Annotated in this window: 9 protein-coding genes; 1 reads left to right on the forward strand and 8 read right to left on the reverse strand. The window is 58.9% G+C overall.

The genetic code is table 11. The features are described from left to right. Nucleotides 1-203: 203 nt before the first annotated feature. The 8 genes from GXY35_06010 to GXY35_06045 all read right to left on the reverse strand — a co-directional run bounded on the left by GXY35_06010 (nucleotide 204) and on the right by GXY35_06045 (nucleotide 13,024). On the reverse strand, nucleotides 204-1,367 hold the full coding sequence (locus GXY35_06010; GenBank protein ID NLW94130.1) for a deoxyhypusine synthase: 1,164 nt from the start codon (nucleotides 1,365-1,367) through the stop codon (nucleotides 204-206). 28 nt (nucleotides 1,368-1,395) lie between these two features. Further along, nucleotides 1,396-2,523, reverse strand: coding sequence for a type III PLP-dependent enzyme (locus tag GXY35_06015; protein NLW94131.1), 1,128 nt, complete (start codon nucleotides 2,521-2,523; stop codon nucleotides 1,396-1,398). 102 nt (nucleotides 2,524-2,625) lie between these two features. After that, on the reverse strand, nucleotides 2,626-3,252 hold the full coding sequence (locus GXY35_06020; protein ID NLW94132.1) for a DNA-binding protein: 627 nt from the start codon (nucleotides 3,250-3,252) through the stop codon (nucleotides 2,626-2,628). A gap of 74 nt (nucleotides 3,253-3,326) precedes the next feature. Then, nucleotides 3,327-3,947, reverse strand: a complete 621-nt coding sequence (locus tag GXY35_06025) for a hypothetical protein (GenBank protein NLW94133.1) — start codon at nucleotides 3,945-3,947, stop codon at nucleotides 3,327-3,329. After that, nucleotides 3,944-5,197 carry an ATP-binding protein gene (locus GXY35_06030; GenBank protein NLW94134.1) on the reverse strand — a complete coding sequence of 418 codons (1,254 nt, stop codon included), beginning with the start codon at nucleotides 5,195-5,197 and terminating at the stop codon, nucleotides 3,944-3,946. The genes GXY35_06025 and GXY35_06030 overlap by 4 nt, the downstream gene beginning before the upstream one ends. A 3-nt stretch (nucleotides 5,198-5,200) precedes the next feature. After that, nucleotides 5,201-8,530 carry an SAM-dependent methyltransferase gene (locus GXY35_06035; GenBank protein ID NLW94135.1) on the reverse strand — a complete coding sequence of 1,110 codons (3,330 nt, stop codon included), beginning with the start codon at nucleotides 8,528-8,530 and terminating at the stop codon, nucleotides 5,201-5,203. 15 nt (nucleotides 8,531-8,545) lie between these two features. Then, nucleotides 8,546-11,932 carry an NgoFVII family restriction endonuclease gene (locus GXY35_06040; protein NLW94136.1) on the reverse strand — a complete coding sequence of 1,129 codons (3,387 nt, stop codon included), beginning with the start codon at nucleotides 11,930-11,932 and terminating at the stop codon, nucleotides 8,546-8,548. A 573-nt stretch (nucleotides 11,933-12,505) separates the two neighbouring features. Continuing rightward, nucleotides 12,506-13,024 carry a hypothetical protein gene (locus tag GXY35_06045; GenBank protein NLW94137.1) on the reverse strand — a complete coding sequence of 173 codons (519 nt, stop codon included), beginning with the start codon at nucleotides 13,022-13,024 and terminating at the stop codon, nucleotides 12,506-12,508. Between the two features lie 230 nt (nucleotides 13,025-13,254). Here GXY35_06045 and GXY35_06050 point away from each other — a divergent pair, with 230 nt between their 5' ends. Next, a complete protein-coding gene (locus tag GXY35_06050) occupies nucleotides 13,255-14,580 on the forward strand; it encodes an exo-alpha-sialidase (GenBank protein NLW94138.1) in 1,326 nt (441 codons plus the stop codon). The last annotated feature ends 137 nt before the right edge of the window (nucleotides 14,581-14,717 follow it).

Here is a 14,717-nt window from a genome sequence, read left to right on the forward strand (position 1 = left end):
AAAACCGCAAGGTTTAGACATCTCAGCCTTGCGGTCGAAGAGTTCTAAGCCCGTCGCTACTATTACAAATAAGTATATCCCACCCGCGGCGGGTGTCAATAGCCTTTTTCTCGGCCACGGGGCGGGAAAGACCCCCTCCGCCGGGCCCGGGGACGCCCCCTCCGGGCCGTTTCGGGGAGACCGGAAACGGCGGACCGGCCGCCTCACTTGTTGTGCGCGAAATATTCCCGCACCAACGCCTCCATCATGACGTCCCTCCTGTCGTAGAGGCGGCGGAGCTTCCGTTTGGCGCGCGTCGCGAGGGCATAGTGCGTCAGGATCGGGAGGGCGATCGTCGTGTCGGTGTAGCAGACGACCGCGTCGGGGAGGCGGTGCGGGTCCACCTTGCCCCAGCTCACCGCCTCGTGGGGCGTGGCGCCGGAGAGGCCGCCGGTGTCGGGCCTGGCGTCGGTCACCTGGAAGAAGTAGTCCTGCCCCACCTCCTTGATGCGGAGCACCTCCTGGATCTGCGGTTCGGTCTGGAGCATGAAGTTCTTCGGGCTCCCGCCGCCCATCAGCACCACGGCGCTCTTCCCTCCCGAGCGTTTCGCCGCCAGGACGTAGGAGGTCGTCTCGTTCACGTCGATGGAGGGGTTGATGCGGAGCTTGTTCCCGCGCAGTTCCACACCCGCCACGTTCATCCCGATGGTCGAATCGCCGGGCGAGGAGGTATAGACGGGGACCCCGCAGCGGTAGGCGGCGGCGAGGACGGAGACGTCCTTGAGCCCCGACTTGCGTTCCCACTCGGCCGCGTACCGGCCGATGAGGTGGTGGAGCTCGCCCGTGCCCATCTCCTTCTGGAACTCCGGCTGCACGAGGATCCCGCGCAGGATCTCGTCGGTCGCCATCAGGCAGTCGGTGTAGCCGAGGAGCACGTCGTAGATGCGGACCACGTCGTTCTTGCGAAGATCGGCGTCGTCGACGAGGTGGCTCCCCGCATGGAGCGGCATGTTGAAGGCGAAGTGCAGGTCGTGGTACAGGTTCGCCCCGGTGCCGACGATCCAGTCCACGAACCCGGCCTTGATGAGCGGGACGACGCAGGAGCAGCCCAGGCCCGCCGGGGTGAGGGCGCCCGCGAGGCTCATCCCGACCGTCACGTCCGGCTCGAGCATCTTCTGCGTGTAGAGGCGGCACCCCTCCATCAGGCGGGCGGAGTTGTAGGCGAGGAACGCGTTGTGCATCAGGTCGGGAAGCTTCTCCCTGCCCGTGATCCCCTTCGGCATGATCCTCTTCCCGGAGAGGTAGCGCGACTTGTGCGGGTACTTCTTGCTCCGGAGCCAGTCGGGTGTCTCGCAGTGGTTCTTCTGCAGTCGGTGCGTGCGTTTCATCTCATCGGTCCCTTTCCATGGATGCGCTTCATTTCACCATCACGACCCGCGCGGGCGGGATGCCGTTGAAGTTCGTCGCGCTCGCGACGCTGTAGGCGCCGGTGTGCTCCGCGTAGACGATGTCGCCGAGCTCGAGCTCCGGGAGGTCCTCCCCGCGCGCGATGATGTCCAGGCTGTCGCACGTCGGCCCGGCGAGGGTCGAGAGCTGCCGCCTCCCCGCCTTGAAAACCTTGAACTGGTACTTCGCGTGGTCGAAGATCATCCCGCTGAGGGCCCCGTAGACGCCGTCGTCGAGGTAGTACCAGTGTTTGCTCTCCCGGATCGCCTTCCCGACCACCCGCATCACGAGCACCGCCGAGGGCCCCGCGATGAACCGCCCCGGCTCGGCGATGATGCGCAGGTTGCGTTCGAAGAGCCGGTCTATCTCCCGGCGGATCACCCCGGCGGTCTTCTCGAACGTGTCCTCGTCGAAGTCGAAGTGCCGGATCGGGAAGCCGCCGCCGATGTCGAGCATCTCGAGCGGGAGCTGCTTCAGCTTCGCGTCGCGGAAGATGATGGAGGCCATCTCCAGGGCGTCCACGTAGTTGCCGAAGTGCGTGCACTGGCTCCCGACGTGGAAGCTCACCCCCGCGGGCTTCAAACCCAGCCGGTGCGCCTTGATGAGGAGCGGCACGGCGTCGGACGGGTCCGCGCCGAACTTGAGCGAGAGCTCCACGATCGAGCCGACGTTCGGGACCTTGATCCGGACGAGCACCCGGGCCCCCGGGGCGTGTTCGGCGATCTTGTCGAGCTCGTATTCGCTGTCGAAGGTGGTCAGCGTGACGCCCTTGCGGGCGGCGGCGGCGATCGAGCCGGCGGGCTTGATGGTGTTGGCGAAGATGATCCGTTCCGGACCCGCGCCCGCGGCGAGCACCGCGTCGAGCTCGGCCCTGGAGGCGACGTCGAACCCCGTGCCGGCCGCGGCGGCGATCTTCAGAATCTCGGGGTGCGGGTTCGCCTTGACCGCGTAGAACGGCTCGACCCGCGGGAGCGCCCGGCGGAACCGGGCGATCTGCGCGCGGACCGCGGAGCGGCTCACCGTGAGGACCGGCGTGCCGTGCCGCTGCACGATCCCCTTGATCTGCTTCTCGAACGCCCGCCCCCGCCCCTTGGCCACCGCCCGTCCCTCCCCTTACCTCGCTGCGCGACGCCGCGTATTCTACGACATCGCGGCGCGCGGTTCAACGTTTCCCGGCTCCTCCTCCGCATGTCCGGTGATTCAATCGTTCTTCGGCGATGCGCTCCCCGCCCACGGCTTGGCTCCTAAGGACAGGAAATCCGCGTTAAGGGGCAAATCAAAAGTGTAAAGCGGCTTCCCCAATTTCATTATGCGACTACAAAATCTCATTATCTTCCCCCCCGGCTCTGCGTAGGGGATGACTATCTTGTCGGCCAATGCAGCGACCATTTCATTTCGAATACGGGTCGTACTGGCATCGGCTCTTTTGACCCTATCCCCGCAGCACGACAGGATCAAGAGTCGGCCATCGGAAAGGGCTTTGGCATATTCCTTGCGCGGCCGTTGTGCAGGTACACGGAAAGCCGGGCACCAGATAATGGGCTGGCGCCCTTTCAGAAGAATATCGAGGCATTCCTTCTCCATTGGAGAGTGGAAACCGCTGATGACGACTACCCCGGCATCGCGCACTTCCCGGATAAAATCATAAGTCTTGAGAATAATATCCCCAGGACATTTGATTGAACAAAACAAGGCGAGTGTTTTACGTTTCAGGATGCCGAAATCGCCAACTGCAAAGAGCATCTTCGGCGCATGGCTTCCTAGCTGTCGCGTTAGCGATGAGGGATATCCTGTATCCGAATCCCGGATCGACAGGATATCCATCATAAGTACCCCTTGCAAACTCCTGGTGCTTATACAACGGATTCATTGCCCGAATCCGACAGGTCGCCTTCCCATCCTCATGGAGAGATAAAAAACCATTCCTTTAACACGCGCTTGAGCTTGAGAAATGCATCGTCAGTACAACGATCGAAACTAACTCGGGTGGCAAGATCCGAGAAGATCTTTGACGTTTGGGATTTCCTCACTTCCCGAAGCGCAGCGAGCATCGCCTCTTTAGGGTGGGGTGGCTTTGTATCGCTTCTATCAATGATTCTCCGCCTGACTAGCCAATCTCTTAACGGTGGCATTCGATTGCTCCATCCAAGGATTGTATCCACGTGTGGAGAATCGCTCCACACCCAACTCTCAAGTTCAGGGGCAATGACTATAGCTGCCGAACGTCCTCGCCACCCCGCCATGACCAGGCGGTTTTCCAGGTCTTCTTCCATCTCGATTCTGTCCATTCGATGGTCCTGGCCGGAGCCATGGTGATCGAAGACCACCAATGCGTACCTGGCTTGCATGATGGCGAATTGCAGAAATTCCGGGGCATTGCCATAACATCCATGATCATGTTCAGGATGGGTATGTATTTCCACCACAATAGGACTGATCCCCAAAGAATGATGCCGTGCGAGAATACCTCTCATGGTAAATTCCAGCTTCTTGTCTGGAACAAGAACCACTAGATCAATCATCCGAGCACCCCTCCGGCAAAGAGCACGGAAAGATTCGGTGCTCCTTTCCAGTCTTTCAACTTCGGATGCCTGTCTCCGCGCACGATGTCGGTAGCTCCATCTTCTGTCTTGGCCAAACATAAGACTTGCGATACATCGACATCGCTCAATACCACCGGGGAATGGGTTGCCATGAGGACTTGCGCTTCATACACCGAGGACAACGATTGCACGACCGTCTCTACAGCGCGCGGATGAATGCCATTCTCCGGCTCTTCAACGATATAGCACCCGCGGAATTCCCTTAAATAGGCGGGGAGGGTTAGTGCAAGAAGTCTAAGCGTGCCGTCTGATGCCAACCATGACGGGACCTCGAGCCCCCCGCGATATTGGAGCATCATATATCTATGCTTGTCATCCTTTCGCTCGATAGTGCGTATCCCGACCAGATCGGGCAATGCGGTCTGGAGATGCTCCACCCATTCCGTGAATCGCTCCGGATCATTTTCTTTAAGCCGCTCTATAACCCACGGGATATTCGACCCATCGGGTTTGAAGCCCGGAATCTGCTTCGGCGGACTCGCCTTGCGAATTTCCAGACTGTTGAGAATAAATTGCTGGATGCCTGATGCAAGGTAATCTTTGAACCATAGCGAGACAGGATATTCCTTCTCGTCGGGGGGGAGGTTCGCAAACGCCACACGCCGGGGTTTTGATGGATAGGAAGGTTTATATCCCTTGGGAGTCTCCGGATAGAAATTTTCGTTGCCTCCCTGCTCTTTGCTGACGACGACCGATTGCTGTTTCCTTGATAAGCCCTTTCGAGAAAGGATGCTTGCAGGCACATTCTGAAGATGAGGAAATAGCTCTCGTTGGGGCTCGATCCGGTTTCCTTTTATCTTTAGGAGAACGCGTTCCTTCATAATGCCGATGCCCTGGCCGTCCACATCCATGCCTACGGCGACTTCATATCGGATCCGGTCAAACGCGGGATTCTCCAATACCTTGCGGATTTTCTCCGGGATAAGCGCCTCAATCGCGAGCTCGAATGAATCCTCTTTTCTCCACCAGGTCAAATCCACCGGATTATTGACTCTTTGAGACACGGCGGCCTCAAGGCCATGCGACACTAAGTCGCCCAGGAAGGCTATAACATCCAAGAATGTCGTTTTCCCTGTGGCATTTGGGCCGACGAGAACCTGAAAAGGCGTGAGACTATGCCGGATATATTTCAGGCAACGATAGTTCAAAGCTTCAACGAGCGTAATCATATTCTATTCCTCCTTATAGTCCTGTCCCATGCGGTACTTGATATCGTAATTGATAATGAAATCGAGCTCTTCCTCTGTAATACCATAGTGCTTCGCCAAGACCTTGTCGATCTTGTCGATGATCGACTTGGAGTCAGACACATTGAATTCGGCGTAAATGATTGTATCGTTGTCCTTGGTTGTAATCTTCGTGCGCTTGGCGTGCTTTTCAAGGTCCCTGCTAAGAGCACTCGCGAGGCCTTGCAACTCGAGGTCATCAAAGGCTGCTGGGGGGACTGGAAAAGACCGTGCAAGTGTATCGCTAAGATGGAAGCAATCGCCATAGGCAATAAAATATGTGTAGAAGAGACTGCTATTAAGAATAGCGTGAATCACCTGTGCCATCGGTTTTGTTGAAAAGTATAGAAATCGGCCGTGGGCAGGCGGTGCGACCTTGCCATTTTTTGAGTAGTATGGCAGGCCTACCGTAGCTTTGACCCAGTATTGAGTCGCTTCCTGATAGAAAATAAAGTGCTCAGTTGGGGTTGTCGAAATAACTCTATCCAACGTCCTTTTGGGGCGTGAGAGAAATCGATGACTGATAGATGCATGAATCTCTCCGGATAGTTTGGGGAAGACACCCTGCATGAGTTCCTCGTCAAAGCGCGTATATTGTACCGTTGGGAAAAGATAGCCACGTGCCTCCGTAGGCCATCGGTTGTATCTAGTCGTGTAGAGCATGTTGTAGTTGGGGCGATGTGGCTTGCTGGCAATAAAAATGCAATTCCGACAGTGCTGCAGTCCATCAAAGAGCTTGCCCGGTCTGTCGTCACACGGCATTAGTGTGAGGTGAGCGGAGTGGCGCATGAGATATTCGCGGAGTAACAGCATACGCGAGGACCCCACTATTGGCAGTTGTACTATAAAACTGAAGCTACCCCCCGGGGCCAGGAGTTCGAACGACCGTTCACTACATACCGCGTAGAGGTTTCCGCTCTTTTCCACTTTGTAGTTTCTGATGCCGTATTCGCCCTTGAGGGTTGAAATTTCCTTCCATGGCGGATTGCCGATGATGACATCGAAGCCGCCCTTCTTCAAGATCCCGTAGAACTCGGCGAACCAGTGGAAGGGCTGGTGACTCCGGCGCCATTTCTCGAACGCATCCTTCTTGGCCATGTTCACGTCGTATTCCATGGCGAGGAAGCGGTCGAGTTCGTCGGTCAATTTCTTGAGGCGGGCGCGCAGTTCCTCCTTCGCAGTGGAAAAGTCCTTTGGCGACATGCCTCGCGCAGTCTGCATTTCATGGAATTTGTGGAAGGCCCTGTCGGCGATCTCCGCTTCTTCTTCGATCTTGCGCAGTCTGTCTTCCTTGTCGCCCAGGAGCAATAGACCCTGACGTCCCCCATGAGCATTGCGCTTCAATTCATTCTCTGCGGCATCGCGGATTTCCGCGAGATTGGCGAACCCGACAAGCGTGTTGCCGGCGCGGATATTGAAATCGATATCGGGGAGCGGCTCCAGGTCCTCAACCTGCTCGATCTGCGCCACGAGTTTCAGAAACAGCCGCAATTTACAGATCTCGACCGCCTCCTCCATGATGTCCACGCCATAGAGATTATTCACAATGATGGATTTCAGGATGAAATAGCGGCAATTGGGATGCCCTTCCACCCTTTTGAGAATACCCGTGAACGACTTGTGATAATTCGGATGGTTTTTTCTCCCCTTCTCGCCCCATTCTTCCAGGAAGAAACGCATCCTCTCCAAGCATGCCTCGTAGAGAGGATCGAGGATATTGAGCGCCGCAAAGAGGAATGCCCCCGATCCGCATGTCGGGTCGAGCACCGTCACGCTTTCGATCGCCCGCCGAAATGCCATCAGCAGTTCCGGCCCTTCGGCGTTTTCGATCACGTCCTGGGCGAATTGGCGGATATCGAGGTTGAGGGTGATAAGCTCGTTGATGGAACGGATCCCGCCCGATGCCAGTTTTTCCCGTACCTCCTCACAACGCTTTCGCCTGGCAACGACCTCGCGCCATATCTCCGTGGGGAGGGCATACTCGGCGGGTGCTGGCCTGTTCCATCCCTTGCGGCGCTCAATGAGTCCCGGTTTCCTTGTGTCGAGTCCTTCCGCAATCTCCGGCGGCAGCGGCGATTGGAGACCGTGGCAAACCGTCGGATAGATATACCGGTCCGGATCTTCGCGTAGCAGCCGCCATACGGAACGTTCCCCCTCGAATGCCACCGTGCATTTTTCGCGCGCGGTATCGAAGAGGGAGGGGATCACCGTATTCTTGCTGATGTACTCGGTGATATCCTCCTTTGTATAGTACGCGCCCATCTGTTTCTGGTTGATGTATTTCTCGAAGATGTATCCGAGGACATCGGGATTGATTTCATCGTCTTTCTTGAGCGGGCGCTCGTCGAGATGCCACTGGTAGGCATCAAAGAATTCATAGAGCTGCTCAAACGCCCTGTCGGGGATCGCGATGGTTTTGCCGTGCAGTTTCTCGATCTGATGGGGCAAGAAAATCCCCCCGTTCAGATACGGGACCTCCCCGAGCAATGAGGCGGCTTTGCCCGCGCGCTCCTCTCCCTTCTTGGCGAACCCCTCGAAAAAGAGCGGACACAGGAATTCCCGATAGTAGCGATCCCTCCCCATCTCCTTTCTGCATTGGGCAAGCTTGTTCTTCAGGTAATCCCGATCGCCGTTCAGGAATCCCTTCTTCTGGATGAAATATACGAACATCAGACGGTTGAGCATGACGGAGACATACCATCGCTCAAGTCCTTTGTCTGGAATACCGTCAAGGAATTTGAGGAACGCCCCATGCTCATCCTTGAAGCGGTCGTAGAACCGCTTGGTGACGCGCTCGATATCGAACGCCGTCTTCGCTCTTCCCGTCACATCGGGGAGCGTCAGGGTTTCTTCCTCTTCAAGACTCACTACCAGTGCATGGAGCTTCTGAATAAGGGATTCTCCCGGTTGACCGGGATGGTAGGGATGCTCTCTGCACACTGCGGGCATACCGTGCTCGCGTCGGACCCATTGCCAGATTTGCGATCGAGGCGTGCCGCCGGTGAAGATTATGAGGTGCTCATGAGCGACTTTCGTGACCTGTCGCTCGATTTTGCGACGGGTGGGATAGTCCGGGAGCCGCCCGTTGGATTCCGGTCCGCACACGAAAGCCGCCATGCCGCATTTCTCGGCGACAGCGGAGAGAGGATATGTGTTTCCATCCACCGTGATGTCGAGCGTGGCCTTGTGATGATTCCATCCAAGCCCTTCGATGAAAAGAGGCGTGAAGTCGAATGAGGCGAGGTGCTTGCGGGCTTCAGCGAGATTCAAAGGCATCGTTCACACGACTCCCTATTTCTCGACCTTAAGATCGGACAATCCCATGGAACAGATGATGCGTGGTTCCCGGGCGGTTTCCGCATCATCGGTCTTGACCGTGAGCGCATCGGCGTCACGGAGGGACATCACCTTTTGCGCCAGATCCTGATCGGATACGTGCGTCCGCAACAGGCGATTCAGAACATCCTTGGCGGCATCGCGCAACGGATACCGGTATATCTCCTCAATGGCCCGGTGCAACTCCTGCCGATCAAACAGAGTATCCTTCACTTCTTCCGCGTATCGCTTGAGCCGCTCATATGTTCTGAACCGCGCGCCCGAGGGGCGGCCGAGCTGACCCCCGCCTGTCTTCTCTTCCTTAACGATCTGCTCGACCCCTGACCGGACGAGGGTATGATGTGCCTCAAGGCGCGGAACCGCCGGCGTGGCCGGGGCGCACCTGGCGGCATCCAGAATCAATTTCTGCGATTCTGTAACGCTTCGACCGGAGGAATCAATCCAGGCGAGCGCATCGTTGTCCCCAGCGGTCCGCAGATAGACCAGAACTCCGGCAGGGGCCTCGGACGAGGATTTGTGCGCGCGGGTGGAATACACTACCGGTGGCAGATCGGCGACGGTTTTCTCCAATGCGGGATCGGCGCCGACCGCGTTCTTCCATATCTGATAGGCGTAGGATGCCATATCCACTTCCCCATCGGCGTCGCCGTCGAGGATACCCGCTTTTTCGGTAAAAAGATCGCGCACGGCCTTATCATTGCGGTCATCCTCGAAGAACGCCTCGTCCGTCCCGACCACTTCAGCGTTCTCCCGCAGGCGCTGCCGTACACGGGCGCGAAGACGAATTATGCGCTCCACGCCATCGGCGGGGAGAAACGAGTAGCTCACTATAGTTTCCGCATGTTGCCCGATGCGGTCCACACGGCCGATCCGCTGCACAAGGCGGATAATCGCCCACGGGAGATCGTAATTGACCACAATGGCGCAGTCCTGGAGATTCTGTCCCTCGCTCAACACATCCGTGGCGATGAGCACCCGAAGTTCGTCTTTCGGGGGAACCTTGTCCCGCTTTTCGTTGCTTTCCGGGCTGAACCTCCAGGCAAGATGCGTTGGGTCCGATGAATTTCCCGTTACAGCCGCCAGGCGATCGACTCCCATCGCTTTGAGTTGCTTTTCGAGATAGAGCACCGTGTCGGCGAATTGGGAAAATACGATTATCTTGTCCTTGGGATGTTGTGTACGGATCAGTGCACGCAACGCTGATAGCTTCGTATCAAGGCGGGGATTCCACTCGCCGCACATGTCCAGCACTCCGATGAGCGCTTCGGCGTCGGTACGCAGGTACTTTGGGAGTATCTTGTCGAAAAGGTCCGCGCGAAGCCAGTCGAACCGTTTTTTCCCATGAGTGGCATACCCGCGGTAAACCTCTGCTGCCCGCTTTCTGAAGCCCTCGATTGTCCGCAGGTCAGTTGTGTCCTCGGCGGCGCATGCCGTCCCTTCTTCTCCCTGGAAGATATCCCCGACAAAATCGGTGTCTTCGTCGCATATCCGAGCATCCAATAGACCGCTATCCTGTGTTCCGATGGGGAGAGGTTTCCCCGCTTCTATGGCATGGAGATAGACAAAGTTCCGAAGGATGTGTCGTTCCACCGACTGGAGAAACGCCTGTCCGCTGGATTCAAGTCGCTTGAACAGATTTGTCCGGCAGAATCCCATCAATCGCTTGCCTGCACGGGAGAGATTTTGAAGCGCCTTTGCCTCATCTCTGGTCGGCGGTGTATCGGGAGCCGGGGCGATGAAGTTGCCCAATCCATAGCGGGGCAGATGGAGTGAGCCGATTGTAGTAACGACATCCGAGGAGTAGAGACGCGCATACTGATCTTTCTTGCTGCGCTCATCGATGGAAAATTTCAACGTCTTGGGGATACGCGTGGGGAAGTAGTACGGGACCCCCTCCTTAAGCGGGAGGAACTTGCGCCCGTTCGCGGGATCAGTTTCCGCATAATTATCCATGATGAAGCTGCGCGTCCGCCGGACAAGATAGAGGCGCATGAGTTCGCGCCAGTCGTCGGCATATTCGCTCTTCTCAAAGGCCGCCAATGTTCGCGGGGCGCATTGATGGCGGCGAATGAATTCCGTCTCCCCTAGATCTTTCAGCAGCCTCTCCGGACGGATGGGGAGCGTCTGATCGTCGGGGAGGAATAACCGGAGCTGGTTTGAGAGGTCAAGATAGGTTTTATTGTAGGGTGTCGCGGAAAGCAGAATGCACTTGCTGTCGTTCTTCTTGATGTAATCACGAATGGCGCTGTAGGTCTTCCCCTCGCGGTTGCGGAGATTATGGCTTTCGTCGATCACCACGAGACGATATCGGCGCATGTCGGGCAATTCACGGATAGCGCGGCTTAGAGAAAGCACTTTCCCGCGAAGATGGTATCGTTCCCTGTAATCTGTCCACATGGGGAGCAGATTTTTCGGGCAGATCACCAGAGTCTCAAGATCGTAATCGTCCTCGAAAACACGCGCGAGCGCCGTCGCCATCATGGTCTTGCCGAGGCCGACCACGTCGCCGATCAATACCCCGCCGCGCTTATTGACGTGATGTGCGGCGATTTTGACCGCTGCTTCCTGAAAGGCGAACAGCCTGTCCTTCAGCTCGTCCGGCAGGTGGAATTCGGATATGCCCTCGCGGGCCTCGCGGGATAGATGGTAGGCCATCTTGATGTAGATATGATATGGGGGGATCGCATCCTCGCGCGCCCAGCTCTCCTCGATGACGCTCACAAGATCGGAGGAGATATCGATGCACCAATGGTCACTCCATCTATCCTCGAACCATTGCGCCAGTTTTCGGCATGCATCGTGATCGAGGACGTCGATGTTCAACTCTCCCTGATGCGCAAGGCCGGCGAGGGTCAGATTACTGCTGCCAAGGTAACCGACGGTTGGATTTATGGGATCCGGTCTGAACAGCAGATACAGTTTTGCGTGGAGCGGATGGCGCAGAAACAGCCTGACGACGACCTTCTTCGCTTTAATCTGTGCGGCCAGTCTGCGAAGTCCCGCTTCGTCATCATTAGTGGGTACGCCGATCGTCAGTTGCTCCTTGAATTTCTGGACTATCTCCTTCTTGAGGCGAACGGCGATTTTCTGATCGATATCCTCGTCTGACTTGCCCATACCGAGAAGGGTATAGACTTCTTCATGGGGTATGCGCTGCATCCCGACAAGCAGACGGCAGCAACGCCCCTCTCCGCCCGCCCAACGCTCAATGTGAGAATCCAGGGCCTTCCACCCGCGGAGATTGAAATATCCCACGCAAAAATCCGCGCGGTCGGAGACTGCAATCGTTTCACGGAGAGCGGAAAGGAGATCGTCGGAGATGTTGTCGAAGATGCGGGGCATTGAGCGCCTCCAGAGGGGCTAATGATACGACAATCTCGATGAGATCACAATGTTGAGCCGATATCCATGTTGAGCCGATATCCCTGCCGTAGTAAAGCAAACATGAATTTACATAGTTGGGCTATTTGCAGGAGTGATTGTGTTTGATGGGCGATATCAAGATGGGAAGGAGTCACGCCTCCGACGTGGAGGCAAGCTCGACGGCGGTCCGGATCCTTGCGGCGACGTGGGGGATAACGCCGGCCCGGAAACACCCTCTCCGCTCAGTCCCCCTTGCCCTCGCTCCTATTACGCTACCCCTCGCACGAAGACGCCCTTTTGAATCTAGAGCGTCCGGCGCAGGCTGGCCGCAAACCGCCCGCTCGCACGGAAAAGCCCTACTGCTGCACCACGGCCTTGCAGCTGTCGTTGAACGCCCCAACTCATTCGATGCGCCTTGCCCGATTCGGTTCCCTTCCCCGGATCATGGAGTGAGAAAGAGGCGCACGGAACAACAATGCACATAGCACATAAAGAAGCGGCGCGCCCTTTCGGGCGCGCCGCTTGGGGCATCACCGTTGTGCGGAGAGCCGGTCAGGCCTTCTTCACCTTGTCCGCCAGCTTGATGAGCCGGCAGATGCGGATGACCTCGAGCCTGCCTCCCACCCCCACGGCCGCGCTGTCGGCGCGGAACTCCTGGACGATGCCGACGCGCTCCTTGCCGCCGTCCGTCCTCCATCCGACCAGATTGCCGATCTTGATATCGGTCGGGACCGACGGACGCCTGCTGGGCTTCGCCGGGGTCATCTGGGAGTACTTCAACCAGATCGGCTCGGCCTGTGCCGCGTCGCCGACCACAAGGATCGAGGGCGCGCCTTCTTCGCCGAATCTCCTCAGGACGACCTTCTTGGCGGCCTTACGGCCCCTGCGGCCGGCCTTCTTCTGCTTTTTCGCGGCCTTGGGGGCCGCCTTCCCCGCCTTCTTGCCGGGCTTCGCTGCGGCAGCCGCGGCCTGTTTCTTAACCTTCCTGCCGCTCCTGGCGGCCTTTTTCGCGGTCTTTTTCGCCTTTTTGGGCGTCTCCTCGGCCTGCGAGGAGATGAGTTCATCGATCATCTGCGTCCTCCTTCCTTCTTTTCGTTCTTTCGAACCCCCGCGGACGCACCGCGGAACCTCCTGACCGGCTGCGGAACCCGCCGTCCGCACCACAGTCACTTCACGGCTTCATGGTATCAGGAAACGGACGTCTGTCAAGGAAAATTGAGCGTCCACAGGGGGGCTGGGGCGCCCCCGCCCGGCGCGCAATGCGGCGCCGTTCAGGCCCGTTCCCGTGGTATATTTGCGCAATGCGCGCCGCTGCAAGCGCTTCGTGCGCCGTCCTCCTCGTCTGTGCCGCCCGCGTCCCGTCGTTGGCGGAGACGTGGGCGTGGTCAGGCACCGGGCGCATCGAGGGGGCGGACAACGTCTTCAGGATCGTCCAGGCCTGCGGCGGCGCCCTGCACGCCGCCACCGGCCCCCGCGGGGCGGTCTACACGTCCCACGGGGAAGGATGGAGCCGCCCCGCGTTCCTCCCCGGCGCAGCCGATGTCCTGGCCCTCATCGAAGCGTCAAACGGCTCCCTCTACGCCGGCAGCTCCCCGAACGGGGCGATCTTTAGGAGCGATGACGGCGGGGAAAGCTGGGACGCGATCTTCTCGGACCATGCGAACGTAGGCGAGGTCAAGTCGTTCGCCGAGATGGAAGACGGGTCCCTGTACGCTGGCACCGGCCCGGAGGGGACGATCCTCGTCTCCCGCGACGGCGGGGGATCGTGGGAGGAGGCGGGGAGTATCCCGGGCGCGCGGTTCGTCTACTGTCTCCTCGCCGCCTCGGGCGAGGTTCTCTACGCAGGGACCGACTGCGGCGTCTTCGCGTCTCACGAGGAGGGCCGGTGGCGGTCCACCGGCGGGCCTCCGGGCGTTCCCCTCGTCTTCCGCCTTGCGGAGGGGACAAGCGGATCGATCCTCGCGGGGTGCGATGGACAAACGTTCGAGTATCCGGCCGGGACGGGTTCGTGGCTTCCCGGCCTGCGGGTGAGCCGATTCAGCTACGCGGTCTTCAGCATCGTGGACGTTTCGGGAACGCTTTTCGCAAGCACCGGATCGGACAGCGGCATCCACGCGCGCGCGCCGGGCGACGCGGCCTGGCGCCGCGTCGCCGGTTTCAGGTACGCGCCGAACGTCTACGACCTGCTCCACGCGTCCGACGGGACGTCGTACGCGGCGGTCGGCGGCTCCGCGGGCTCGGGGGCGGTGTACGCGCACGCGCCGCTCCTGAAAGTCTGGGTGGGCACGGATATGCCCAATGCCGGGGAGCCGCTGACCGTCGAGTTCGCCGTGCGCCCCGTCGCATCCCGTTTCGACGCGTACGCGATCGTCACGGGGCCGGGCGGATCCTACTCCTGCACAGACGGAACCCCGTCGGTTTTGGTGCCCGGCATCCGGCCGTTCCTGCGCGGCGTCCCCGGCCTCGCCGTCCCCGCGTCAGGCGTCGTCCTCTCCCTCCCCGCCGCGCCCCCCGGCGCCTGGTCGGTCGTCGCCGGCCTCGTCCCCGCCGGGGCGCCGCCCTCGGCACACGGTACAATCCCCGGATATCTCGATTCCTGCCGGATCGAGATCGGGGCCGGAAGGTGACGTCTCGCCGCGGAGGGGCCGACGCGGCGGGGGCCCCCGTGCTCCGCGGCGGCGGCACCGTAGATCGTATCGCCTTTCCATGGCGCTTCCCGGGCACCCCGATTCCGGGCCGTCGCATTCGCCGCCGGATCCCTCCG

This window comes from Chlamydiota bacterium (assembly GCA_012729785.1).
In the GTDB taxonomy this organism is placed as follows: Bacteria; Auribacterota; Tritonobacteria; order UBA1439; family UBA1439; genus UBA1439.

Excerpts from the sequence above, each read along its gene's own strand:
- GXY35_06040 (NLW94136.1), bottom strand. The coding sequence starts at position 11,932 with ATGCCCCGCATCTTCGACAACATCTCCGACGATCTCCTTTCCGCTCTC.
- GXY35_06010 (NLW94130.1), bottom strand. The coding sequence starts at position 1,367 with ATGAAACGCACGCACCGACTGCAGAAGAACCACTGCGAGACACCCGAC.
- GXY35_06035 (NLW94135.1), bottom strand. The coding sequence starts at position 8,530 with ATGCCTTTGAATCTCGCTGAAGCCCGCAAGCACCTCGCCTCATTCGAC.
- GXY35_06050 (NLW94138.1), top strand. The coding sequence starts at position 13,255 with ATGCGCGCCGCTGCAAGCGCTTCGTGCGCCGTCCTCCTCGTCTGTGCC.
- GXY35_06030 (NLW94134.1), bottom strand. The coding sequence starts at position 5,197 with ATGATTACGCTCGTTGAAGCTTTGAACTATCGTTGCCTGAAATATATC.
- GXY35_06025 (NLW94133.1), bottom strand. The coding sequence starts at position 3,947 with ATGATTGATCTAGTGGTTCTTGTTCCAGACAAGAAGCTGGAATTTACC.
- GXY35_06020 (NLW94132.1), bottom strand. The coding sequence starts at position 3,252 with ATGATGGATATCCTGTCGATCCGGGATTCGGATACAGGATATCCCTCA.
- GXY35_06045 (NLW94137.1), bottom strand. The coding sequence starts at position 13,024 with ATGATCGATGAACTCATCTCCTCGCAGGCCGAGGAGACGCCCAAAAAG.